The 23,434-nt window shown below is 62.0% G+C and carries 26 protein-coding genes; 14 read left to right on the plus strand and 12 right to left on the minus strand.

Features of this window, described 5'->3' with window-relative positions; all coding sequences use genetic code 11:
* Positions 1-282: 282 nt before the first annotated feature.
* The 3 genes from ACYQ8E_RS09465 to ACYQ8E_RS09475 all read left to right on the plus strand — a co-directional run bounded on the left by ACYQ8E_RS09465 (position 283) and on the right by ACYQ8E_RS09475 (position 3,330).
* Entirely contained in the window at positions 283-1,377 is a 1,095-nt protein-coding gene (locus ACYQ8E_RS09465; protein WP_459860781.1) for a TRAP transporter substrate-binding protein, read from the plus strand.
* 69 nt (positions 1,378-1,446) lie between these two features.
* Positions 1,447-1,986: a TRAP transporter small permease subunit gene (locus tag ACYQ8E_RS09470; RefSeq protein ID WP_459860783.1), complete on the plus strand. Its 540-nt coding sequence runs from the start codon at positions 1,447-1,449 to the stop codon at positions 1,984-1,986.
* A gap of 54 nt (positions 1,987-2,040) precedes the next feature.
* Positions 2,041-3,330, plus strand: coding sequence for a TRAP transporter large permease (locus tag ACYQ8E_RS09475; protein ID WP_459860785.1), 1,290 nt, complete (start codon positions 2,041-2,043; stop codon positions 3,328-3,330).
* Between the two features lie 55 nt (positions 3,331-3,385).
* On the opposite strand, the gene ACYQ8E_RS09480 is transcribed toward ACYQ8E_RS09475, so the two are convergent.
* Positions 3,386-3,565: a recombinase family protein gene (locus ACYQ8E_RS09480; protein ID WP_459860786.1), complete on the minus strand. Its 180-nt coding sequence runs from the start codon at positions 3,563-3,565 to the stop codon at positions 3,386-3,388.
* Positions 3,566-3,726: 161 nt separating this feature from the next.
* Here ACYQ8E_RS09480 and ACYQ8E_RS09485 point away from each other — a divergent pair, with 161 nt between their 5' ends.
* Together ACYQ8E_RS09485 and ACYQ8E_RS09490 are read left to right on the plus strand one after the other, a co-directional pair.
* Entirely contained in the window at positions 3,727-3,966 is a 240-nt protein-coding gene (locus tag ACYQ8E_RS09485; RefSeq protein WP_459860788.1) for a type II toxin-antitoxin system ParD family antitoxin, read from the plus strand.
* Positions 3,966-4,259: a type II toxin-antitoxin system RelE/ParE family toxin gene (locus ACYQ8E_RS09490; protein ID WP_066728613.1), complete on the plus strand. Its 294-nt coding sequence runs from the start codon at positions 3,966-3,968 to the stop codon at positions 4,257-4,259. The genes ACYQ8E_RS09485 and ACYQ8E_RS09490 overlap by 1 nt, the downstream gene beginning before the upstream one ends.
* Before the next feature lie 217 nt (positions 4,260-4,476).
* On the opposite strand, the gene ACYQ8E_RS09495 is transcribed toward ACYQ8E_RS09490, so the two are convergent.
* On the minus strand, positions 4,477-5,703 hold the full coding sequence (locus ACYQ8E_RS09495) for an MFS transporter (RefSeq protein WP_459860790.1): 1,227 nt from the start codon (positions 5,701-5,703) through the stop codon (positions 4,477-4,479).
* Between the two features lie 189 nt (positions 5,704-5,892).
* Between ACYQ8E_RS09495 and ACYQ8E_RS09500 the strand changes: the two genes are divergently transcribed.
* Positions 5,893-6,318 carry a hypothetical protein gene (locus ACYQ8E_RS09500; protein WP_066728616.1) on the plus strand — a complete coding sequence of 142 codons (426 nt, stop codon included), beginning with the start codon at positions 5,893-5,895 and terminating at the stop codon, positions 6,316-6,318.
* Between the two features lie 81 nt (positions 6,319-6,399).
* Here the strand turns inward: ACYQ8E_RS09500 and ACYQ8E_RS09505 are convergent, their stop codons facing one another.
* The gene (locus ACYQ8E_RS09505; RefSeq protein ID WP_066728617.1) at positions 6,400-6,708 is read right to left on the minus strand and encodes a hypothetical protein; all 309 of its coding nucleotides are present in this window, start codon (positions 6,706-6,708) and stop codon (positions 6,400-6,402) included.
* A 211-nt stretch (positions 6,709-6,919) separates the two neighbouring features.
* Here ACYQ8E_RS09505 and ACYQ8E_RS09510 point away from each other — a divergent pair, with 211 nt between their 5' ends.
* On the plus strand, positions 6,920-7,387 hold the full coding sequence (locus ACYQ8E_RS09510; RefSeq protein ID WP_066728618.1) for an Lrp/AsnC family transcriptional regulator: 468 nt from the start codon (positions 6,920-6,922) through the stop codon (positions 7,385-7,387).
* A 71-nt stretch (positions 7,388-7,458) separates the two neighbouring features.
* A complete protein-coding gene (gene lysA, locus ACYQ8E_RS09515; RefSeq protein ID WP_066728620.1) occupies positions 7,459-8,727 on the plus strand; it encodes a diaminopimelate decarboxylase in 1,269 nt (422 codons plus the stop codon).
* 84 nt (positions 8,728-8,811) lie between these two features.
* Here the strand turns inward: lysA and ACYQ8E_RS09520 are convergent, their stop codons facing one another.
* From ACYQ8E_RS09520 to ACYQ8E_RS09535, 4 genes are all read right to left on the minus strand, one after another.
* On the minus strand, positions 8,812-9,903 hold the full coding sequence (locus ACYQ8E_RS09520; protein WP_066728621.1) for an AAA family ATPase: 1,092 nt from the start codon (positions 9,901-9,903) through the stop codon (positions 8,812-8,814).
* 120 nt (positions 9,904-10,023) lie between these two features.
* Positions 10,024-10,680 carry a PAQR family membrane homeostasis protein TrhA gene (gene trhA, locus ACYQ8E_RS09525; protein WP_197463663.1) on the minus strand — a complete coding sequence of 219 codons (657 nt, stop codon included), beginning with the start codon at positions 10,678-10,680 and terminating at the stop codon, positions 10,024-10,026.
* Positions 10,681-10,819: 139 nt separating this feature from the next.
* Complete coding sequence (locus ACYQ8E_RS09530; RefSeq protein ID WP_066728623.1) at positions 10,820-11,299, minus strand: Hsp20/alpha crystallin family protein; 480 nt, start codon at positions 11,297-11,299, stop codon at positions 10,820-10,822.
* Positions 11,300-11,403: 104 nt separating this feature from the next.
* Positions 11,404-11,925 carry a hypothetical protein gene (locus tag ACYQ8E_RS09535; RefSeq protein WP_157471918.1) on the minus strand — a complete coding sequence of 174 codons (522 nt, stop codon included), beginning with the start codon at positions 11,923-11,925 and terminating at the stop codon, positions 11,404-11,406.
* A 166-nt stretch (positions 11,926-12,091) separates the two neighbouring features.
* Here ACYQ8E_RS09535 and ACYQ8E_RS09540 point away from each other — a divergent pair, with 166 nt between their 5' ends.
* Genes ACYQ8E_RS09540 through ACYQ8E_RS09555 form a run of 4 tightly spaced genes read left to right on the plus strand, consistent with a single transcriptional unit; the run spans position 12,092 to position 14,380 of the window.
* On the plus strand, positions 12,092-12,559 hold the full coding sequence (locus ACYQ8E_RS09540) for an RrF2 family transcriptional regulator (protein WP_066728629.1): 468 nt from the start codon (positions 12,092-12,094) through the stop codon (positions 12,557-12,559).
* Between the two features lie 59 nt (positions 12,560-12,618).
* Entirely contained in the window at positions 12,619-13,428 is an 810-nt protein-coding gene (gene larE, locus ACYQ8E_RS09545) for an ATP-dependent sacrificial sulfur transferase LarE (protein ID WP_335339844.1), read from the plus strand.
* Between the two features lie 14 nt (positions 13,429-13,442).
* Complete coding sequence (locus ACYQ8E_RS09550) at positions 13,443-13,868, plus strand: hypothetical protein (RefSeq protein ID WP_066728631.1); 426 nt, start codon at positions 13,443-13,445, stop codon at positions 13,866-13,868.
* Entirely contained in the window at positions 13,865-14,380 is a 516-nt protein-coding gene (locus ACYQ8E_RS09555) for a thermonuclease family protein (RefSeq protein ID WP_066728633.1), read from the plus strand. Before ACYQ8E_RS09550 ends, ACYQ8E_RS09555 begins: the two co-directional genes overlap by 4 nt.
* A 23-nt stretch (positions 14,381-14,403) precedes the next feature.
* On the opposite strand, the gene ACYQ8E_RS09560 is transcribed toward ACYQ8E_RS09555, so the two are convergent.
* The 3 genes from ACYQ8E_RS09560 to acnA form a co-directional block, all read right to left on the minus strand.
* Complete coding sequence (locus tag ACYQ8E_RS09560) at positions 14,404-16,347, minus strand: aconitate hydratase (RefSeq protein WP_066728635.1); 1,944 nt, start codon at positions 16,345-16,347, stop codon at positions 14,404-14,406.
* Positions 16,348-16,410: 63 nt separating this feature from the next.
* Complete coding sequence (locus tag ACYQ8E_RS09565; protein WP_066728637.1) at positions 16,411-16,971, minus strand: ferritin-like domain-containing protein; 561 nt, start codon at positions 16,969-16,971, stop codon at positions 16,411-16,413.
* Between the two features lie 198 nt (positions 16,972-17,169).
* Positions 17,170-19,839 (minus strand): aconitate hydratase AcnA, encoded by a 2,670-nt coding sequence (gene acnA / locus ACYQ8E_RS09570; protein WP_459861581.1) that lies wholly within the window; start codon positions 19,837-19,839, stop codon positions 17,170-17,172.
* A 136-nt stretch (positions 19,840-19,975) separates the two neighbouring features.
* Here acnA and ACYQ8E_RS09575 point away from each other — a divergent pair, with 136 nt between their 5' ends.
* On the plus strand, positions 19,976-21,106 hold the full coding sequence (locus ACYQ8E_RS09575) for a mechanosensitive ion channel family protein (RefSeq protein ID WP_459860797.1): 1,131 nt from the start codon (positions 19,976-19,978) through the stop codon (positions 21,104-21,106).
* Positions 21,107-21,126: 20 nt separating this feature from the next.
* Here ACYQ8E_RS09575 and ACYQ8E_RS09580 read toward each other — a convergent pair whose 3' ends face one another.
* The gene (locus ACYQ8E_RS09580; RefSeq protein ID WP_459860799.1) at positions 21,127-21,300 is read right to left on the minus strand and encodes a hypothetical protein; all 174 of its coding nucleotides are present in this window, start codon (positions 21,298-21,300) and stop codon (positions 21,127-21,129) included.
* Between the two features lie 173 nt (positions 21,301-21,473).
* Positions 21,474-21,920 carry an Hsp20/alpha crystallin family protein gene (locus ACYQ8E_RS09585; protein ID WP_459860801.1) on the minus strand — a complete coding sequence of 149 codons (447 nt, stop codon included), beginning with the start codon at positions 21,918-21,920 and terminating at the stop codon, positions 21,474-21,476.
* 327 nt (positions 21,921-22,247) lie between these two features.
* Here ACYQ8E_RS09585 and ACYQ8E_RS09590 point away from each other — a divergent pair, with 327 nt between their 5' ends.
* Positions 22,248-23,375: a diguanylate cyclase domain-containing protein gene (locus ACYQ8E_RS09590; RefSeq protein WP_459860803.1), complete on the plus strand. Its 1,128-nt coding sequence runs from the start codon at positions 22,248-22,250 to the stop codon at positions 23,373-23,375.
* Positions 23,376-23,434 lie beyond the last annotated feature (59 nt).

A 23,434-nucleotide genomic window follows, 5' to 3' on the forward strand; every position in this document is an offset into this window, starting at 1 on the left:
GCCTTTGACCGCGCCGGGGAACAGCAACACCTAGGGACGATTATCACCAGCACAGGGGGGCGTCAAGGTCCCCGGCGGAAAAATTTCCCCGCCGGAACCTCCTCTCACGAAGAATTCCCGTTAGTTGTCATTGCATATTGCTGCTCTCAATTTTAATACGAGCAGTTGCGCAATCGCCTCGCGCCATATACTCTAAAACTATGTTTGGGCCATTCAGTTCGCACTGCGGCGTCCTGAAGGGTCCTCAACTTAACGGCAACGATCCAAGAAAGGGGCAAAGCGATGCAGAACACGACAAAAATGTTCAAACTTTTCGTCGGCCTGCTGGTGGCCGGCGGCCTGTTGCTCGGCAGCGGGTTCCTGAGCAAGGCCGAGGCGGCGCCCAAATACCGCTGGCGCCTGGCGATGACCTGGGGCACCGGATTCCCGATCTTCGGCGACGCCGTCGACAAGATGGCCGAGCTGGTCAACCAGATGTCGAACGGCGAGATGGAGATCCGCGTCGACTCAGCCAACAAGCACAAGTCGGCCTTCGGTATTCTCGACATGGTCAAGGAAGGCCAGTACGAGATGGGGCATTCGGCCTCCTACTACTGGAAAGGGAAAGACATCAGCACCATGACCTTCACCACCATGCCCTTCGGCATGATCGCCCCCGAGCAGTACGCCTGGTTCTATTATGGCGGCGGCATGGAACTGATGAAGAAGACCTATGAAAAGCACGGCGTCTACTCCTTCCCCGGTGGCAACACCGGCAACCAGATGGGGGGCTGGTTCCGCAAGGAGATCAACACCCTCGATGACCTCAAGGGGCTGAAGATGCGCATCCCCGGCTTCGCCGGTGAGGTGCTGGCCAAACTCGGCGTTGTCGTCACCAACATCCCGCCGGGCGAACTCTACACCTCCCTCGACCGCGGCACCATTGACGCCCTGGAGTGGGTCGGCCCCTCCCTCGACCTGAAAATGGGCTTCCAGAAGATCGCCCCCTACTACTACACCGGCTGGCATGAGCCGGCCACCGAACTGCAGTTCCTGGTGAACAAGAAAAAGTTCGACGAGCTGCCGCCCCACCTGCAGAAAATCCTGACCGTGGCGATGGAATTCGCCGCCTACGACATGTATGCCCGCTCCTACCACGAGAGCGCGGTCGGGTTGGCCTCCATCGGCAAGGAGTTTCCCAACGTCAAGATCCGCACCTTCCCGGCGCCGATTATCGCCGCCATGAAGAAAGCGAACAACGAACTGATCGCCGAATACGAGGCGAAGGATCCGGAGTTCAAGACGATCATGGACTCGCAGCGCGCCTACATGAAAATGAGCCGCAAGTGGACGGCCATCTCCGACTATGCCTATCTCAAGGACAACCTGGAGGACTGATGGTTGCCAACCCGCCCCGGGCCCGAAACGGGCCCGGGGCACTCCCTCTTGCCGAGAGCGTGACCCGACATGCTGTTCACCATCCAAAAATGGATTGACCGCTTTACCGACGTCATCGGCGGCATCGCCACGGTGGCGATGTTTTTGATGCTGCTGAATGTCTTCTACGACGCCATCATGCGCTACTTCTTCAACTCCGGTTCCATTGCCCTGCAGGAGATGGAGTGGCACCTCTTCTCCGTCGTCTTCATGTTTGGCATCGCCTACACCCTCAAGGAGGACGGGCATGTCCGGGTCGACATCCTCTACGACAAACTATCTGCGCGGACAAAGGCGGCTATCAACATCGGCGGGACCCTGCTGCTGCTGATTCCCCTGAGCGGCCTGATTATCGAGGGGTCGATCTGGATCGTCCACGAGGCCTGGCAATCGGGCGAGATCAGCGGCGACCCCGGGGGGCTCAAGTACCGCTGGCTGATCAAGGCGGTGATCCCGACCTCCTTCGTCTTTCTGATCATCTCCTCGCTCGGTTTCATCATCCGCAATATCAACATCTACCGAGGCATCGAAGCCCCCAGGGAGCACCGACTGGAAGATGAGATTCTCTGACACGCTACCTGCGCCCCCGAACTTCCCCTCACTGCTTGATAGGATTACCCTGTTATGATCGGTATTTTCATGTTTTTGACCGCCCTGCTGCTGCTGCTGGTCGGCTTCCCGGTCGCCTTCACCTTTGGCGGCACCGCGGTCTTCTTCGGCCTGCTCTCCGAGGGTCCAAGGATCTTCAGCCTGATGCCGCACCGCATCTTCTCCATCATGAACAACACGATCCTGATGGCGATTCCGCTCTTCATCTTCATGGGGATCATCCTGCAGAAGTCGAAGCTCGCCGAGCGCCTGCTCGAATCGATGGGCTCCCTCTTTGGCGAAATCCGCGGCGGCATAGCCATTTCGACGGTCCTGGTCGGGGCCCTGCTCGCCGCTTCGACCGGCGTGGTCGGCGCCAGCGTCGTCGCCATGGGGGTCATCTCCCTGCCGGTGATGCTCAAGTACAACTACGACAAGCGTTTGGCGACCGGCACCATCTGCGCCGCCGGCACCCTTGGCCAGATCATTCCGCCGTCAATCATCCTGATCATCCTCGGCGACGTCTTCCAGCAGCCGGTCGGCGACCTCTTCAAGGCCGCCTTCTGGCCCGGGATGACGCTGGTGCTGGTCTACGTCATCTACATCGTCGCCATCACGGTCTTCAATCCGAAGCTGGCACCACCGGTCCGCCTCGAACAGGGAAGCAAGCGGCATCAGGTCTTTTCCGCCCTTAAAGCGATCGTTCCGCCGCTGGTGCTGATTATCCTGGTCCTCGGCTCAATTCTGATCGGGGTCGCCACCCCGACCGAATCTTCCGCCGTCGGCGGCGTCGGCGCGATCCTGCTCGCTGGCCTCTATCGGCAACTATCGGCGCGCATGGTCTGGGACGCCGCCACCGAGACCGTGAAAATCAGCGCCATGGTCTTCGCCATCCTGATCGGGGCCACCGCCTTCTCGATGGTCTTCACCTACACTGGCGCCGACTATATCGTCGAAGACTTCATGCTCGCCCTCCCCGGCGAGAAATGGGGGTTTTTGATCTTCTCCATGGCCGCCATTATGGCCCTCGGCTTTTTCATCGACTTCGTCGAGATCGCCTACATCATCGTGCCGATCCTGGCGCCGATCGCCGACCGCCTCGGCATCGATCCGCTCTGGTATGCGATCCTGGTCGCCATGAACCTGCAAACCTCCTTTTTGACTCCCCCCTTCGGCTTCAGCCTCTTTTACCTCAAGGGGGTGGCGCCGCCGGAAGTGAGCACCATGGACATCTACCGCGGGGTAACTCCCTTTATTGCCCTGCAGGTGATCGTCCTCGTGATCCTGGTCCTCTTCCCGCACACCTTCGGCCTCAGCATGCATTGACCCCAGTCGATTTCATGACAAAAAGGGCGTCCCAGCAGGGACGCCCTTTTGACTGTCAGTTCACCCGAAAGGTGTCTCTAGTTCCAGTGTCTTTCTGGGGTCGGCCTTTGGTGGATTTTCCGGAGACCTTCTCGCGAAAAACTCTGTCGCAATCCGCCAGTCGATCCAGTTGGACATCGGGTCTTTGCCCCGATGAACTTACCCTTGCATAACCTATTCGCATTCCTGTTGCCATGACGTGCTCCTTTTCCCTTTGGGGTTGAATTCCGCCGCGGTGGGAGTCGTCATAAAAAAGGATCCGCTGATGATATGGTTTGCTCGAAAAATTTGCGCTGAAACCTGGAAAACTACCAATAAATATTATATGGTAATGTCAAGAAGACAAAGGAGGAGATCATGGGCAAAAACACCAGCGTCACCTTGGGCGAACACTACGAGAGATTTATTTCCCACGCGATCAAAGAAGGCCGCTATGGCTCGACCAGCGAGGCAATCCGCGCCGGTCTACGCCTGCTAGAGGAGCGTGAGACGCGGTTGGAGGTGCTGCGCCGGGCACTGGTCGAGGGCGAGCAAAGCGGTATGGCGGATTACTCCTTGGACGCCTTAAACCGCGAACTTGACAAGGAACTCGGCTAATGCCGCTATTTACGCTGACAAAGCGCGCCCTCGAAGACCTCCGGGAGATCGGCCGCTACACTCAAGGACGATGGGGGCGCGAGCAGCGGCGCACATATCTGGTTCAACTCGATCGCTGTTTTCGTGCTCTTGCCGAAAACCCAAACCAGGGTGAACGCTTAGACCGGGTTCGTCCCGGCTACCGCAAATATCCCACCGGCCGCCACGTCATCTATTATCGCACGCAGAGCCCCGGCATGATCGAAATCGTGCGCGTCTTGCATGAGCGAATGGACATCGAGACGCATCTTTAGGATCCCAGCCGGTCGTTGTCTCTTGCCCCAAAACCCATTTTTCCGGTAACCCAGTGCTCCTGTAACATGCAAAGCCCGCCAGAGGAATTTGGCAGGCTTTGCTCGCCTTGCACGAGTTCCAGGATGGAAAACGGCCCAGCCTGAAATCATCAGGTTGGGCCGTCCTATATTCTGTTCTGCAAATCGGTCCTGGATCACCTTGAACTTAAAGTCCCTCCTATTTGCCTTCAGCCTCCCTCCTGCCACCCCACCAGTACCAGAGCGCCGCTCCTCCCTGCAACAGCAGCAGCAGACCGAACCCGGCCCGATAGCCGTCGGGATGGTAGTGGCCGGCGACTTCCGGCCAGAGCCCGATTATCGCGCCGATCGCCCACTGGCCGGCAAAGGCCGCCACGAAGACCGGCAGGTTGAGGGCGGTATTGGCGCGGCCGGCGAGAGTGCGGGGGAAGGCCTGGGCGATGACGGCATAGGGGAGGATCGAGGCGGTGCCGCAGAGACCGAACAGGAACCAGAGCGGAACGGTGGCAAAAGACCACTGGCCGAGCAGCAGCAGCTGCACCAGCAGAAAACTTCCCATGCCGGCCGTGGCCACCGTGCGCGGCGCCACCCCGCGGCGACTGAGCCGATCGGTCAGGGCTCCGAATCCCAGATAACCGGCAATCATCGCCAGCGCGATCAGGAAGAGGACATCGGCGGCAGCGGCGCGCTCGAGGCCGGCCACGTCGCGCAGCCAGGGGCCGGACCAGAGCCCCTGAATCGACAGGTAGGCCGCCTGGGCGAGAATCGCCCAGGGCGCCAGGCGCCAGTAGGCCCGACTGGTGAAGATCGTCCGCAACCCCTGCAGCTGCTGGCGCAGACTCTCCCGGGAATGATGAGCGCTCCCTTCCGGGACGATGAGAAAGATGGCAATCGCAGCCGCCAGGGTCAACCCGGCCAACAGCAGAAAGATGCCACGCCAGTCGGTGAACGCCAGGGCGGCCTCCACCGGTGCCGTCGCGGTCAGGGCGCCGATGCCGCCCGAGACCATCTGCACACCGTTGGCCAGCGACAGTCGTTCCGGGGGGAACCAGGTGGAAAAGGCCTTGAAGGCCGCCATCAGGCAGGCGGAAACCCCGAGGCCGATCAGCGCCCGCCCGAGCACCAGGCCGGTCAGACTCTCTGCCCGCGCGAAGAGGAGGGCCCCGGCGGCGGCAAAGAGGAGCAGCGCCGCCTCGACCCGGCGCGAACCGAAGCGGTCGAGGAGCAGGCCGAGGGGGAGCTGAAAGGCGGCAAAGGTCAGGAAATAGGCAGAGGTCAACAGACCGAGGCTGGCCGGCGCCAGGCCGATCTCCGCCACCAGGTCGGGAGCGATGACCGCGTTGACGGTGCGAAAGACGTAGGAGAGGAAATAGCCGAGGGCAAAGGGGATGAAGACGCGCAGCAGGGTGGCGGCAGTCAGGGGCACGGCAAACACTCCTCAGGATGAAAAGTGATTTTATTCTCCCTTAATGATCCCGGTTTGACCAGCGAAAATCTGTCCGCCGCATCTTCGGGCCGGCAAAATCGTTAACAATTTTCAACGAGTGGTTTGCAATTCTCCCACTGTTCCGCTAGGGTATTACTTATAAACCACCGTTTTGGAAAGGAGGAAGTCATGGGACTGTTCTCGAAAATGTTCGGTAGCGAACCCCAGTTTCCGGAGCTGGGACCCGATACCGAAGCGGCCGGCCGGCTGGAAGCGATCCGCGGTAACCTCGAGGAGTTGGCGAAAGACATCTCCGACCCGCTGGAGGTGATTCCGGGGGATGGCGGGGCCTACGTCTTCATCGGCAAGCCGCCGAAAAAATTCGGCATCGCCTGGATCGAGGGGGATGAAGTGAAAAGCTTCAAGTCGATGATGGCCGAGCACAACGTCACGGTCCAGACCCTCAACCGGGTTTCGGATGAGCTGCGCGAGGCCTACCAGCGCCACCAGGAGGAAGCCCGTTTCCGCACCACAGTCGCCGATCGGGCCATTGTCGTCACCCCGAGTGAACCTCTTGAACAGGAAGTCCGCCAGATCCTCGCCAGCATGCATTGAGTTCGGCGGCTGCTCCCTGCTAACGCAAAAGGGCCTGCCATTACGGCAGGCCCTTTTGCGTGATCGGCCCCGGGGGTTCAGCTAACCGCCCACCCCTGGGTGACGGACGGCGGCGGTCCGAGTTTCGATGGGCACCAGCGACCCGGTCCGGCCCAATTTTCGGGACGCCGGGGCGAACCGCAGTTGCGCTTTCCGCGACCGGCGCAGGCGGTCGACGAGGGCGACGACCACCCCACCGACCAGGATCAGCAGGCATAAGCCGACGACGAGATTGAGGAAGACCAGCAGGATGAACTGGTCGGGGCGGAACGCCGACTCCCCTGCGGCGAAGGCGCTCCCGGCCTCGGTCAAGAGGGGAAGCGCGGCAAGGCCCAGACTCTTACGAAGCATGATCGACAACTCCTTGAGATGAAAGGATTGGTTCAGCTCGGCGCCACTCTACGCCAGCGGCCGGGATGGGAAAAGGGGGAGACTCGCACGCTTTGGCGAAGGGAGCGGCAGCGGTGCCCTGTGGTTCGGCACAGCTCCCGGCGAATCGGGACTGGTTCTTGACAACCAACCCACACAAGAATATAATTCTCTAAAAATTAGGTTTTAGAGAATGATTGATGATATTGACATACAAATTCTGAACATCCTTCAGGAGAAGGCGCGCATCCCCAACGCCGAGGTCGCCCGCCAGGTCGGCATGGCGCCGTCGGCCGTGCTGGAGCGGATCCGCAAGCTGGAAGAGCGCGGCATTATCGAGGGGTACGAGGTGCGGCTCAATCCCGAACCCTTTGGCCAGGGCTTGACCGCCTTCATCACCGTTGCCGCCACCCGTGCCGGCAACGGCCGATTGGCCGGCGAACTGGCGTCCATCACTGGTGTACAGGAGGTTCACCAGGTTGCCGGGGAGGATGGCTACCTGGTCAAACTGCGGGTCGCCGGAACCACTGCCCTGGGGCGCATCCTGCGCGACGAACTGGCGGCTATCGAGGGTGTGCGCAGTACCCGCACCCAGATCGTCCTCAACACCGTGAAGGAAACCCGGCGCATTGACTTGGAAAATTCAACGGGCAGCCGATAATCCCGAGCTGTCAAAACCTATCCTGAACCGATGCAGCGCTAACAACGGACCAAATTTCAAGGAGAACCACCATGCCCATGTCCCCGTCCTTCAAGTCCCGCCTCTTTCCGGTGGCAAAAGAGATCGCCGCGCACTACGGCACCCCCTTCCACATCTACGACGAGGCCGGCATCCGCGCTACCGGAGAAGAGCTGAAACAGGCTTTCTCCGGCATCGCCGGCTTCCAGGAGTTTTACGCTGTCAAGGCGCTCCCCAACCGGCAGATCCTCAAGCTGATGGCGGAGATGGGCTTCGGCTTCGACTGCTCGTCGATCCCGGAACTGATCCTCGCCCGCGAACTCGGCGCCACCGGCGAGCAGATCATGTTCACCTCCAACAACACCAGCCAGGAGGAGTTCGCCTTTGCCGCCAAGGATGGCGGCTGTATCCTCAACCTCGACGACATCAGCCTGATCGACAAGGTCCCGGCCCCCTTCCCGGAGCTGATCTGCTTCCGCTACAACCCGGGGCCGCGGCGCACCGGTAACATCATCATCGGCAACCCGGTGGAAGCGAAATACGGTGTCACCCACGAGCAGGTGGTGGAGGCCTACCGCCTCGCCAAGGCCCGCGGCGCGAAGCGCTTCGGCCTGCACACCATGGTCGCCTCCAATGAGCGCGACTACACCTACATGGTGGAGACGGCGCGCATGGTCCTGACCATCGCCGAGGAAGTCGAGACCGCCCTCGGTATCCGCTTCGAGTTCGTCAACATCGGTGGCGGCTTTGGCATCCCCTACAAGCCCGAGGACAACCCCCTCGACATCCGGACCATGGCCGGGGAAATCACCGCCATGTTCACCTCCTTTGCCAACAAACACGGCTACGTGCCGAAGATGTACATGGAGAGCGGCCGCTACATGACCGGCCCTCATGGCGCCCTGGTGGTCACCGCCATCAACCACAAGCAGATCTATCGCGACTATGTCGGTGTCGATGCCTGCATGTCGGCCCTGATGCGTCCGGCCCTCTACGGTTCTTACCACCACATCGACGTCATCGGCAAAGAAGAGGCGTCCAAGACCGAGACTTACGACGTGGTCGGCTCCCTCTGCGAGAACAACGACAAGTTCGCCATCGAGCGCCAGTTGCCGAAGATTGAAGAGGGGGATCTGCTGGTGATCCACGACACCGGCGCCCATGGCCACGCCATGGGTTTCCAGTACAACGGCCGGCTGCGGCCCAAGGAACTGCTGTTGCGCGCCAACGGCAGCGTCGAGCTGATCCGCCGCGCCGAAACCCTGGAAGACTATTTTGCCACCTACAACTTCGCGCCCGATGCCTTCCGTCCCGGCGCCTGAGACATTCCTGGCCCGAACCTGAACAGAACGAGACCGCAGGCAATGCCTTGCGGTCTCGTTCTGTTTCCAGCACAAAAACGCCGGCTAAAGCAGGGCGTCGATGGCGGCGAAGTCGAGTTCCGATTCGGCCAGAGACTCGATCAGTTCGATCTTTTCGGTGTCTTCGGCGGTGATCTTGGAGACGTCGTCCTTGATGATGGTGAAGGCGGCGGCGTTGGTGATTTCGGTGCGGATGTAGGGGATGCGGCTGTCGTCGAGAATTTTCTGGGTAATCTTCGACACCGGCTGCAGACCGGGAACGACCAGGCCGGCAATCCGCGCATAGTATTCGGGCAGGTGGTAAAGGGAAGAGAGGGTCACCAGCAGCTCGTCGCGGGTGCTGTTGACGAGCAGCAGCGCAGAGTCGTCGAGCAGGTCGATGACCCGTTGGGAAGAGGCGGTGGCGAGCTGCACGTGGTGGATGATCCGGGTGCCGTCACCGTAATCCCCGCGCAAGGGTCGATCGAGAATCTTGGCAATCCGGCCGAGGGTCGGATTGGCCAGGATCGGCGAGTAGTTGAAGCCGCCGAAGATCGGGAACTCGGCGCCGGCAAAGGCCTGGTTGAGGTAATGGAGCGTGGCGATACGCTTCTCCGGAATGATCTTGTTGGCCATCACCAGCTTGACCGCCACCCCCTGCTGCCGGAACATGGCGAGGTTGAGGCTCACCGCGTCGATGGCATTACCGACGCCGCCGCCGCAGATGATCATCACCGGCGCATCGAGCAGCTGGGCGATGCGGGCATTGGAAAGCCCGATCACCGAGCCGACGCCGCTGTGACCCGATCCCTCGATGACCAGGAAATCATATTTTTCATCGAGAATACGACCGGCTTTGACGATACGGTCCTCCAGCTCCTGCCGCGAGATCTCGCCGTCGAGGACCTTTTTGGTCATGCCGGGATGGAGCACCAGCGGCGACATCGAGCCGATATCCTCCTGCAGGCCGAAGACCTCGGCCATCACCGCGGCGTCCTTGTCAACCACCAGGTCACCATAGGCGACCGGTTTCGGCCCGAGCGGCTTGATGAATCCCACCCGGCCGTAAACCTTGCGCGCCAGGTGCACCAGCGACAGGCTGGTGGTGGTCTTGCCACTGTTCTGGCCGGTTGCGGCAATAAAAACCTTGCGTGCCATCGCTATCCTCGCAGGTCAAAGTTTCGGGATGACATCAGGGGATCCCGGCCCGTCGTCACCTTCGCACAAAACCGAGCTTCCGGCAACGTCAAAATACCGTAAACACTTGACATAGCTCTTTTATCCTGGCAGCAGAGTCACGTTTTGAAACACCGCAAAAAAATGACACAGGCTGCCGCCAACGACAAAGAGGTGCCAGATGGCATGGTGGTAGGGGATTCGTTTGAAAGCATAAAAGAGCAGGCCACCCGTATAGAGCAATCCCCCGATCAGCAACAGCCAGAGCACCGGCTTTGCGATATAGAGCAGCGCCGGCTTCACGGCGAAGACGAGCAGCCAGCCCATTGCGACATAAAGCAGCGGCGCAACGACGCGAAAGCGGTAAACAAAGAATACCTTGAAGACAATCCCGCCCAGAGCTACGCCCCAGACCACACCGAAGAGCCACCAGCCGCCATGCTCCCGCAAATTGACCAGAATAAAAGGGGTGTAGCTGCCGGCGATCAGCAGATAGATCGTGGCATGGTCGAGAATCTTGAACAGGGTGTGGAAGCGGCTCGTTTTGAACTGGTGATAGAGGGTAAAGGCGAGATAGGAGAGGACCAGGGTAGCGCCATAGATCGAAACGCTGACCACCTGCCAAACACTGCCGTGGTGGCTGGCATGAACGACCACCAGGGGGAGCCCGGCCAGGGAGAGCAGGAGCCCGAGGGCGGAGGAACCGGTATTGAGGCAAGCCTCCCAGGGCAAACGATCCTGATCAAAATCATCCGACACCCAACTCTTCTCCCTTGTCGTTGCATCGGCCCCGCAAGAAAAAGGACGCTCATGATGGGCGTCCGAAGAATTCCTGGAAGCTGGCGGCCGAGACCGGTTCGCCTGCCACCCTGGGCGGCAGGGCTGGCGCGAATACTCCTCAGTGAACCTGCTTGGCGCCGGGCTTGCCAGCGCCCCCTTCGATGAGAACCTTGCGCCCGGTGACGCTTTTTTGCGTCATCGGCATGGTAATCATCAGTACCCCGTTATCGAAACGGGCCTGCACCTTCTCCGCGTCGGCCCCATCGGGCAGAGTCAGCCGCCGCAGGAAGGAGCCATAACTCGATTCCCGAATCAGGAAATCCTGTTCCTTCGTCTCTTTGCTCCGCTTGCGCTCGCCGCTAAGGGTCAGGATATTCCCGTCGATGTGGACATCCAGATCCTCGCGGTCGATGCCCGGAAGTTCCACTTCGACATGATAAACCTTGTCCTTCACAAAGGCGTTGAGCCGCGGCGACGCCATCATTCCGGTCCCGGATTCGGGTTCCTCGATGGCACCGAAACTCCGGCGGAACAGGGAATCGATCTCCTTGTGCAACGAACTCAAGTCGCGGAAAGGATCCCAACGTATTGGCAACATGGTTGTCACCTCCTTCGTTGTCTGAACCGTCCCGGTAAGCCAGAAAAAAGTCTTCCTCTGTTAATTTCTATCCCCTCCGCCAGCGTTGTCAAGTAGCTGCCGGATCAACTCTCGTTCCCCCGGGGGAAGACCCTCTCCAGGGGACGCAGGCGCGCCAATTCCGCCCAGCGCTCGGGCCCGATGGTCTCATCCGGGAGATGAACGGCGGCAATCTCGGCGCTGAGCAGCACCGTTCCGGAACGGGCACTCAGGACGCCGTTACGGCACTCGAAGCGGAGCGGACAACCGCTCACCAGCGGCGCGCCGGCAACCGGACCGGGCCCGACCTCCAGCCCCGCCTCGGCCAGGATCTGGCTGTCGGCACCGGTCAGCAGGGCCGGCAGCCAGGGGGGGACGAGCAGTCCTGCCGGCGGCAGACTGACCCCGAGCAGCAGCAGCGAACCAGGGCCAAGGCGACCGGCAGTGCTGGCGCTGAATCCAAGGGTGAGGGAGGGGTGGGAGGAGCAGACCAGGCCAACCCATTCGCTGCTCCAGACCCGGACACTGTCACTTGCGCCGGGGATGGTAAGTAGCGGCACGGAGAAGGGTAACGCCGTATCAAGAGGCTCGCTTGAGGGTCGCTGCAACAGTCTGGCCTCCCTGCGGAATTTTGGGACTTTTGTCCACGTTAACCCAGGCAGTGGTCGCCGGGCAAGAAGAGTCGCGGACCACTGCTGCGGTCGGCATTAATTCTTGACAGGCGGGATAAGGTTCGTCAATGATTGAAGCTCACCATTCCCAAGGAGTGCCTGCATGAAACTTTCCACCAAAAGCCGCTATGGGTTGCGGGCTTTATTTGACATGGCCTACCACGCGGGCGACCTGCCGGCGCAGATCAAGGACATTTCCCGGCGCCAGGCGATCTCGCCGCGCTATCTCGAACAGATTTTCCAGGATCTGAAAAAGGCCGGCCTGCTCAAGAGCCGCCGTGGTCCCCAGGGCGGCTACACCCTGGCCCGGAAAGCCGCCGAGATTACCGTCAAGGATATCGTCCTCGCGGCCGAGGACAAGGTGGTCCTGGTCGACTGCACGGAAAATCGCGACGGATGCCAGCCCCGCTGCGAGTTCGACAACCATTGCGTCACCCAGAAGATCTGGCAGGAAGCGACCAGGCGCCTGCTCGACTATTTTGCCGCCGTCACCCTCGAGGACCTCTGCAAGGACGCCCGGGAGATGGGCATCGAGAAGGAGGTCGACCACCGCTTCATGTACTATATCTGAGCCCCTCCTGCCGGGCCGGAGCGGAAGTCCCCCGGGAACCCTTTGCCACGGAGCTGTCATTGCCACTGGACCAGAAGTTCAATCGTCTGAAAGAGATCCTTGCCACCATGGATTCCGCCCTGATCGCCTTTTCCGGCGGGGTCGACTCGACCTTCCTGTTGCGCGTCGCCCGCGACACCCTCGGCCCGGAAAAGGTCCTCGCCCTGACCGCCACTTCGCCGACCTACCCCCAGAGCGAACTGGAAGAGAGCAAGGCCCTGGCCCAATCGCTGGGGGTGCGCCAGCTGCTGGTCGAAAGCAACGAGCTGGAAATCCCCGGCTTTGCCGAGAATGACCGGCAGCGCTGCTACTACTGCAAACGGGAGCTGTTCAGCGTCTGCCGGGCAAAGGCCGTCGAACTCGGGTACCAGGAAATCCTGGATGGTTCCAACAGTGACGACCTCCACGATTTCCGCCCCGGACGCAAGGCGGTGGAAGAGCTGCAGGTGCGTTCTCCCCTCCTCGAAGCCGGCCTCGACAAAAACGAAATCCGCTACCTCAGCCGCGAACTCGGCCTGACGACCTGGTACAAGCAGCCCTTCGCCTGCCTCTCCTCCCGTTTTCCCTACGGCACGGCGATCACCCCCGAGCGCCTGGCCCAGGTCGATCGCTGCGAAACCTTCCTGCGCCACCACAAGTTCCGCAACTACCGGGTTCGTTACCACGGCGATACGGCACGGATCGAAGTCGCCGCGGAAGAGATTTCCCGCCTGCTCGAATGGGAGCTGCGCGAAGCGCTGGTCGATGAATTCAAGGCCGCGGGCTTTACCTACGTCGCCCTCGACCTTGAGGGATACCGCACCGGCAGTATGAACGAAATCACCCCCTGACCCCCGGAGGCTCCATGCAACGCAACAGCGCCCTGCTCGCCGTCTGTTTCTGCGCCGGGCTGCTTGGCGGCCTCGCCAACAGCCTGGCTCTCTGGCTGGCCGGGCGCTGGGGACTGACCGCGCTGGCCGGGGTACAGATCCTGCCCCAGCTGAGCGTCGACTGGCTCTACCCGCGCCTGGTCTGGGGCGGGCTCTGGGGACTCCTCTTTTACTTCAGCGTAGCGCGCCCCCGCTTTCGGCGCCACTGGGTGCGCAAGGGGCTCTGGCTCAGCCTGCTGCCAACCCTGGCCCAGCTCTTCTTCGTCTTCCCCTACCAGACCCCCTACGGACCGCTGGGGATCGGCCTCGGCACCCTGACCCCCCTCTTCGTCCTGCTCGCCAACTTTGTCTGGGGATTCTTTACCGGGCTCTTCACCCGCGCCCTCTGGGGCCGGGGGTGATTTCCCGCCGCCTTGCCGTCTTCTGTCTCTTCCTGCTGGTCCTGGCGTTTCTGGCCGGCAGCCTGCCGGCTCGGGCTGGCACTCTGCCGCTCGCCGGAAAAGTGACCTGGATCTACGATGGCGACACCCTGAAAATCCAGAAGGTCGGCAAGGTGCGGTTACTCGGGATCGACGCGCCCGAACACGAGGATTCCCTGCGGGACCGTTATTATCAGCGCTGGAAGATCCCGCCCTCCAGGCTGCGGGCGATCGCCGCAGAGGCCCGCCAGTTTCTGCTTCGGGAGGTCAAAGGGAAGCAGGTCACCCTGACCTTCGACCAGGTTTCCCGCGACAAGTACGACCGGCTCCTCGTCTACCTTGAACTCCCCGATGGCCGGCTCCTCAACCAGGTGCTGCTGGAGCGGGGCTACGCCAGCGTCTTTCGCAAATTCGACTTTTCCCGCAAAAACGATTTTCTGCGCAGTGAAGAACGGGCCAGAAAAGCCGGCGTCGGCCTCTGGCGCCAGCCCTGATCCCCGCAACGGGCGCCGGGCCGTCACCCCGCTTCCGCCAGGGTCTCCCGGACCTGATTGAGGGTGCCGCCGGCCAGCAGGTTGCGCCGTTGGCGCGGTGAAACCTGCAGCAGGGTGGTGATGTCCCGGTCGCCGACCCGCACCGGGATTTCCTCTGCCCCCTCCGCCAGCAGTTTTTGAATCCCCGTGAAGAGAACCTTCGCGCCCGGTTCGATCGCGGCATAATCCGCCGGGTCCTTGAAGGTCAACGGCAGAATGCCGAAGTTACAGAGATTGGCATGGTGAATCCGGGCGAAACTCTTGACGATCTTGGCCCGAACCCCGAGGTAACGCGGCGCCAGCGCGGCATGTTCGCGGCTCGATCCCTGGCCGTAATTCTCGCCGCCGATCACCACCGCGTTGCCAAGCTCCCGGCACCGGCGATGGAATTCGGGATCGATCTGGTAGAAGACGTATTCGCTGATCGCTTCGATGTTGGAGCGCAGCGGCAGGACCTTGCTGCCGGCGGGCATGATGCCGTCGGTGGAGATATTATCGCCGACCTTGAGGACGACGCTCGCCTCCAGCGTCGCCGGCAGCGCCTCGAAATCGGGAAAAGGCTTGATGTTCGGCCCGCGTACCACCGCGGTGCGCCGCCGCTCTGGAGTCGGTGCGGTCAAGGACGAGGTATCGACGATGAACCGCTCCGGGTCGCTGACGCGCGGGTAGGCCATCTCCTTCCCCAGATCCCGGGGATCGGTGATCACGCCGCGCAGGGCTGAAACCGCGGCGGTCTCCGGCGAGCAGAGGTAGACCTGGTCGTCCTTGGTGCCGGAGCGCCCCGGAAAGTTGCGCGGGAAGGTCCGCAGGCTGACCTGGCCGGTCCCCGGCGCCTGTCCCATGCCGATGCAGCCGAGGCAGCCCGACTGGTGGATCCGGGTACCGGCAAGCAGGAGCGGCATTACGCCCCCTTGCTCGGCGACGTTTTCGAGTACCTGACGGCTCCCCGGATTGACGTGGAAGGAGAGATCGGCGGCGGCATGCCGGTCCGCCATGATGCGCGCGGTCACCAGAATGTCGCGAAAGCTGCCATTGACGCTGGAACCGACAATCACCTGGTCGACCGGGGTGCCGGCGACTTCGCTGACCCGCTTGATATTCCCCGGCGAGGTCGGGCAGGCGATCAGCGGCTCGAGGGTAGCAAGATCGATTTCATCCTCCTCGTCGTAGCTGCAGCCGGGATCGGCGGTCAGCTCCTGCCAGTCTTCCCCCCGTCCCTGGGCTTCCAGCCACTGCCGGGTGCGCTCGTCCGCGGGGAAGACGGTCGAGGTGGCGCCGAGCTCGGTCCCCATGTTGCCGATGGTCATGCGATCGGTGGCGGAGAGACTCTTCACCCCCGGTCCGAAATACTCGACGACCTTGCCGACGCACCCCTTGACGTCGTAGCGGCGCAGCATTTCGAGTATCACATCCTTGGCGCTGACCCAGTCGGGAAGGGCCCCGGTCAGCCTGACGCCAAGGACCTGCGGACAGGGAAAGGAATAGGGTCGCCCCGCCATTGCCAGGGCGACATCCATGCCGCCGGCGCCGATCGCCAGCATCGACACCCCGGCGGCGCCGGGGGTATGGCTGTCGGCGCCGATCATGGTCAGGCCGGGCCGGCCGAAACGCTCCATGTGGACGATATGGGAGATGCCGTTCCCCGGCTGGGAATAGTAAAGGCCGTAATGGGCGCAGGAGGTGCGCAGATACTTGTGGTCATCGGCGTTCTTGAAGTCGGTCTGCAGCAGGTTGTGGTCGACGTACTGGGCGGCGAGGTCGACCTTGACCCGATCGAGACCGAGGGCCTCGAATTCGAGCATCGCCATGGTCCCGGTGGCGTCCTGCAACAGGGTATGGTCGATGTTGATCGCGATCTCTTTGCCGGGCACCAGTTCCCCTTCCACCAGGTGCGCCTTTAGAATTTTTCGGGTCAGGTTGCTGGCCATGCGGATTTCTCCTTCCGGCCGCACCCCCGCCCTCCTTGCGCTTTCTTCGTGGGTGCAGTCCCGTTAGTGTTTGACCGGCTCTGGAATCACCGGATCACCGAGTTCGCCCTGGCGCAGGTCATCATAGCGCCCGAAGTTGTGAAACTCGTCGAGGTTGCTGAACTCGCCCCATTCGAGGGAATCGGTCGGCGCGTTGACAAAGTCGTAGAGCTGTTCCAGCTCTTCGAGTTCCTGCCGATCGAGGGACAAAACCCGCAACAGCGCCTGACGCAGATCGGCATTGTCAGTCCTATTTAGCACCTTCAGGTATTGGTCCACGATCTGTCGCTCGGCATTGATGGCGAGCAGGTAGGCGTCCAGATCATTGTTGACCGCCAGTTGCGCCTCCCGCTGCCGCATTTTTTCAAAAATGTTGACCGCCCGGTTGAGAAGGAGACTTTCGGCCTTGCTCAGGGTGCCGGGACGTTCCTGCATGCGACGCAGACGGTCGAGGAGCCGCTGCTGATCCCCGGCGAGGAGCTGGAAAATCTTGCGCACGCCGTCCTGGCTGGTCCTGGCAGCCATTTCGGTATAGAAGTCGCGCCCGCTCTGCTCCAGGTGGCGGGCAAAATCGAGTACGGTCATGATGCTCTCCTGTTCGGGTTATGCTGCCAGTTCGATCCGCCGGCACCCCGTAACCGGCCCGGCGCTTCAGACCACCGCCATGGCGGTCTCCTTGTATTATAACCCGGTTGGTCATCTTTTCAGCAAGACCGGTACGGATCGACAAACGGGCCGCCCCGCAATCGCGGGGCGGCCCGGAGAAGCCCGACCGCAGCCGATTTATTTCATCAGCTTCTGCAGGACGTAATTGAGAATGCCGCCGTTGACATAGTAGCTGATTTCATTGGCGGTATCGATCCGTACCAGGAGCTCGACCTCTTCCTGGCTGCCGTCGCCGCGCTGGATGCGGGCCATCAAGGTCTGGCCGGGCCGCAGCTCTCCGCCGCCACCGAGCAGGTCGACCAATTCACTGCCGTCGAGCTTGAGGCTCTGGCGGTTGACACCTTTGGTGAACTGCAACGGCAGCACCCCCATGCCGACCAGGTTGGAACGATGGATGCGCTCGTAGCTCTCGGCAATCACCGCCTTCACCCCGAGCAGCAGGGTCCCCTTGGCGGCCCAGTCGCGGCTCGAACCGGTACCATATTCCTTGCCGGCGACGATCACCAGCGGCACCTCCTCCTCGGCGTAGCGCATGGCGGCATCGAAGATGGTGGTCTCTGCGCCATCCGGGAGGTGGCGGGTGAAGCCCCCCTCCTTCCCCTTCGCCATCTCGTTCTTCAGCCGGATATTGGCAAAGGTGCCGCGCATCATCACCTCGTGGTTGCCACGCCGTGACCCGTAGGAGTTGAAATCGGCGGGGCTGATTTTGCGCTCCTGCAGGTATTTGCCGGCGGGGCTGTCCGGCCGGATCGAGCCGGCTGGCGAGATATGGTCAGTGGTGATCGAGTCCCCGAGCAGGGCCAGGATGCGCGCCTGCCGGATCGTCGGCACCCGCGCCGGGGCAGACTCGCTCAACTCGAAAAAGGAGGGCTCCTTGACGTAGGTCGAATCGTCGTCCCAGGCGTAGGTCTCCCCCTCCGGTACCGGCAGCTCGCGCCAGCTCGGCTCGCCATGGAAAACATCGGCGTACTTGGCGCGGAACATCGCGGCGGAGACGCTCTTGACCAGTTCGGCGATCTCGGCGTTCGTCGGCCAGATATCCTTCAGGTAGACCGGCTGACCCTTCTTGCCGGTGCCGAGGGGTTCGCTGGAGAGGTCGATGCGGGTGGTGCCGGCCAGGGCATAGGCGACTACCAGCGGCGGCGAGGCGAGCCAGGAGAGCTTGACCTGGGGGTGGATCCGCCCCTCGAAATTGCGGTTGCCGGAGAGGACGGCGCTGACCGAGAGCTTGCCGGCATCGACCGCTTCGGCGATCGGCCCGGTCAGGGGCCCCGAGTTGCCGATACAGGTGGTGCAGCCGTAACCGACCAGGTTGAAGCCGATCTGGTCCAGATACTTCTGCAGCCCGCTCTTCGCCAGGTAGTCAGTGACCACCTTGGAGCCGGGGGCGAGGGAGGTCTTCACCCAGGGCTTCTGGCTCAGGCCGAGCTCGACCGCTTTTTTGGCGAGCAGGCCGGCGCCCATCATCACCGCCGGGTTGGAGGTATTGGTGCAGGAGGTGATGGCGGCGATCACCACGTCCCCCTGGCGAACGGCAAAATCGGTTCCCGGCACCGGTGCCGACTTCCCTTCCTCACCGGCCGGGAAGGCCGCCTCGGTCGCCTGCCGCAGGCGGTCGAGATCGACCCGGTCCTGGGGCCGCTTCGGGCCGGCCAGGCTCGGCTTGACGCTGTCGAGATCGAGTTCCAGGACGTCGGTGAAGTGCGGGTCGGGCATATCATCGGTGCGCCACAGCCCCTGGACCTTGGCATACTTTTCCACCAGGGCCACCGTGGCGTCATCGCGCCCGGTCAGGGCGAGGTAGTTCAGGGTCTCCTGGTCGATGGGGAAGAAGCCGCAGGTCGCCCCGTATTCGGGGGACATGTTACCGATGGTGGCGCGGTCGGCGAGGGAGAGCTGCGACAGGCCGGGGCCGAAGAACTCGACGAACTTGCCGACTACGCCAAACTTGCGCAGCTGTTCGGTGACGGTCAGAACGAGGTCGGTGGCAGTCACCCCCTCGCGCAACTTGCCGAGGAAACGGAAACCGACCACCTCGGGGATGATCATCGAGATCGGCTGGCCAAGCATCGCCGCCTCCGCCTCGATGCCGCCAACCCCCCAGCCGAGGACGGCGAGGCCATTGATCATCGTCGTGTGACTGTCGGTGCCGACCAGGGTGTCCGGGTAGGCAATCCGGGTGCCGTCCCGTTCCTCACTCCAGACGGTCCGGGCCAGGTACTCGAGGTTGACCTGATGGCAAATTCCGGTCCCGGGCGGCACCACCCGGAAGTTGTCGAAGGCGAGCTGGCCCCAGCGCAGGAACGCGTAGCGCTCGCGGTTGCGCTCCATCTCCATCTCGACATTGAACTGGAACGCCTCGGGCATGGCATACTTGTCGACCATCACCGAGTGGTCAATGACCAGATCGACCGGGATCTGCGGATTGATGCGCTGCGGATCGCCGCCGGCGCGCACTACCGCGTCGCGCATCGCCGCCAGGTCGACCACCGCCGGCACCCCGGTAAAGTCCTGCATCAGGACCCGGGCCGGGGAGAAGGCAATCTCATGCTCGGAACGGCGACTCTGCAGCCAGCCGGCGAGGGCACGGATGTCATCCGCCGTCACCGCTGCGCCATCCTCGGTGCGCAGCAGGTTCTCGAGCAGGACCTTGAGGGTGAAGGGGAGCCGGGCGACCTCCCCGAGACCGGCTTCGGATGCTGCGGCGAGGCTGTAGTAATCATAGCGGACCCCACCAGCCTCCAGGCTGCGGCGGGAGCGAAAGCTGTCGAGGCTGAACTTTGCCATCATCGTTGACCTCCTGATCGGGAATTGGAGAAGTTTACCAGACCCGGGCCAAGATTCTCGTAAAGGTAGTCTTTTCCTTGCCTTGACCGGCCACTTTTGTTATGACTTGGATCGATTTTCAATCGAAAGGTGAAGCATGGAAACCCTGACCGAAATCCTGAAAGAGACCTTTCTCGGCATCACGCTGGGGCGCTTCGCCGCGGCCTTTGCCATTCTCCTTTTCGCCCTCTTCCTGAAGAAAATTTTGGCCCAATTCTTTGCCCGGGTCATCTTCCCCCTGGCCGCACGCACCAGGAGCCAGTACGACGACCTGCTGCTGGGGGCACTGCAGAAACCGGTCGAGTTTTTGGTGATCATTGCCGGGCTCTTTGTCGGGGTCCAGGTTCTGCAACTTCCCAGCGACCCGGTCAACCTGCGCCGCTTCGCCCACGCCCTGCTCAAGGTCCTGGTCACCTTCGACGGCGCCTGGATCTTTTTCAACCTCGTCAGCCTGGTGGAAGTCTACCTGGAGAAGTGGGTCTCGCGGACCGAATCGACCCTCGATGACCACCTCCTCCCCTTCGTCCGCAAGAGCCTGCGTATTTTCATCATCGGCATCGCCGCCCTGATGACGATCCAGAACCTCGGCTACTCGATCTCGGGCCTGCTCGCCTCCCTCGGCATCGGCGGCCTCGCCGTGGCCCTCGCCGCCAAGGACACCCTCTCCAATGTCTTCGGCTCGCTGATGATCATCATGGATCGCCCCTTTCATATCGGGGACTGGATCAAGGCCGGCGACCTTGAGGGGACGGTGGAAGAAGTCGGCTTCCGCTCGACCAAGGTGCGCACCTTTGCCAAGACCCTGATCTCGGTCCCCAACAGCGTTATCACCAACATGGCGGTCGACAATTTCAGCCGCATGCCGAAGCGGCGCATCAAGCTCACCGTCGGCGTCACCTACCAGACCACACCGGAGCAGATGCGCCGGGCAGTGACGGCGATCCGCGAACTGCTCGGCTCGCATCCGGCCATCGACCAGGAATTTTACCTCGTCAACTTCACCGACTTCGGCGCCTCGTCCCTTGACATCATGGTCTACTGTTTCACCACTACCACGGTCTGGGGCGAATACCTCGACGCCCGCGAGGATCTCTGCCTGCGCATCATGGAGATTCTGGAGGGAATGGGACTGGAGATCGCCTTCCCGACCCGGACGCTCTATCTCAAGGGGAAGGAGGGGGACATGCTGCCAGGCGCAGCTTTCAACAAGGAGGAGCTGCCCGGGTAAGGCCACGCCAGGGACTGGCGTCAGGCGTTCAGCAGAACTCGGATGCGTGACTGGATTTCGCTGGGGAGGAGGGGCCAGTAGGGACTCGCCGTCAATTCCAGGAATTCGGCCCGTTTTTCCTCGTAGGAGAGCGCGGACCAATGGTTCAGGCGGTCGGCGGAGAATCGTATCGGGCGGCAGCGCAGTTCCTTCATCGGCAAACCCTCCCGGAATCGGTCCAGGGATTCAAAGCTATCCAATCAGCAGCAGTGAGGAATGTTGGTCTTCGCTAATGATTGCGCCTGGGTCAAATCTAACCGCCTTGCGAAAATTTTCAATCGTGGTGAAAAATTAATTTTCGGCGCCGCCAGCGGCCGCTAGCGGAAAGTTATTCTTCGACCTTCACGGTGATCCGGCGCTGGGCGGAATCGGCCAGTTTCGGCAGCACCACCTTGAGAACGCCGCGGTCACAGCTCGCCCGGCACCCCTCCGCATCGACCCCCGCGGGAAGGACAAAACTGCGCCGGAACCTTCCATAGCTGCGTTCGAGGCGATGGTAGTTCGGCCTCTCGTCGGTGCATTCGAGCCGCCGTTCACCGCTGATCAGCAGGCTGTTCCCCTCGATCTGAACGGCAATATCCTCCTGGTCGACCTCCGGGACCTCCATCTTCACCACCACCTGCGCTCCATCTTCGTAGATATCGACAGGCGGTAGCCATACCCCCTCCTCGAAAGGTTCACCGGCGTTGCGCGCCCGGCTCTGCTCAAAGAGGCGGTTCATCTGTTCCTGCATCCTGCGCAGTTCGCGCAAGGGATCCCACTTGACGATACCCATGACCTGCCTCCTTCTTTCGGGCCGCCCATGACGGCGCACCTGTTTCAACCGATTCCACACCGCTCTGCAGTCAGCGTCCAATTCTGGCACTGCCGGACGCTCTTTTCAACCCCGGGAATGCCGGTAATGCCCTGGAAAGGTTAAAAACCGTCAACCATTGCGCGATATCACCGGCCACGCATTTTTTGCGCAATAAAGCACCGTGCGGCGCCGGGAAAGGAGTCCCCAAACTTTGGCAGGCTGTATGCATTTGGCTCTTCTGATGCGGCTATCGCCGCCCTGGAATGCGGGAATTGCCCCGCGCCACCCTGTTCCCGTGGAGATGTCATGACTCAGGAGATTCTTGAGCTGTTTGCTGCCGGCGAGAGCGATGAAAAATTCCTCGCCGGGCTCACCGATCTGGCCAGCCGCTACGGTGATGAAGTCTACCGCGAAGCCCTCTGGCAGCTGATGGGCAAAGCCTTCGACTCCAAAACGGCCCGCCGCACCTGGGACGCTGCCATCAACCGGCGCCACCAGCTCTGCCCCGACCTCGGCCTGCGTCCCGCCCTGCTCCACTACCTGCATTACGAAACCGGCGCCATCCGCGACCCCCGTGTCCTCGAAGGGAGCCTGCTGCAGGATTTGCGTCAGGCCTCGGTCAGCGACGGACTCACCGGCCTCTTCAACCAGACCCACTTCAAGCTCTGCCTCGAGCGCCTCCTCACCCAGGCCCAAGGCGGTGGTCGCGGCTCCCGTTTCGCTGTGGTGTTGCTCGACCTCGACCGCTTCAAGGAATACAACGACTGTTGCGGTCACCTCGCCGGCGACCGCGCCCTTGCCCTGGTTGCCGAAACCATCCGCTTCAATATCCGCCAGGGCGACCTCGCCGCCCGCTACGGTGGAGAAGAATTTGCCCTGGTGCTGCACCGCATCGACGCGATCCAGACCTGGATTGTCGCCGACCGCATCCGCCGCGCCATTGCAGCTCTCGATTTTGCCCATCAGGATCGCCTCAGTACCGGCAACCTCACCATCAGCTGCGGCTTTGCCCTCTCCCGCGAAACCGACAGTGTCACCACCCTGGTCGAACGCGCCGACCAGGAACTCTACCGCGCCAAAAAGACCCGCAACGCGGTCTGCCCCGACCACACCAGCAACCGCCGGGCTTCCCGGCGTTCGCTGCAGTCGGTGATCGAATTCGCCGGCCCGGGAGCGGACGACTATCAGCCGGCCATCTCCTACGACATCAGCACTTCCGGGCTGGCCCTCGGCTGTGACCGCCCGCTCCGCCCCGGGGCCACCGTCCAGCTCCGTTTCCGCCGCCCGTTCTGGCCCGATGAACGCCAGGTCGAAGCAACCGTGCGCCATGTCCGGGAAGAGAACGACAACGGTATGGTGCGGATCGGGCTCGAATTTCTCCATCCCCTCGCCAGCCCGGCTGGCGATTCCTGGGGCGCCCTCCTCCCGGGCTAGTTCGGCTCCTTCCAGACACGGGCCAGCCGCATCACGGCTGGCCCGTGTCTTGCTCTTCC

The sequence above is a fragment of the Desulfuromonas carbonis genome, assembly GCF_054658035.1.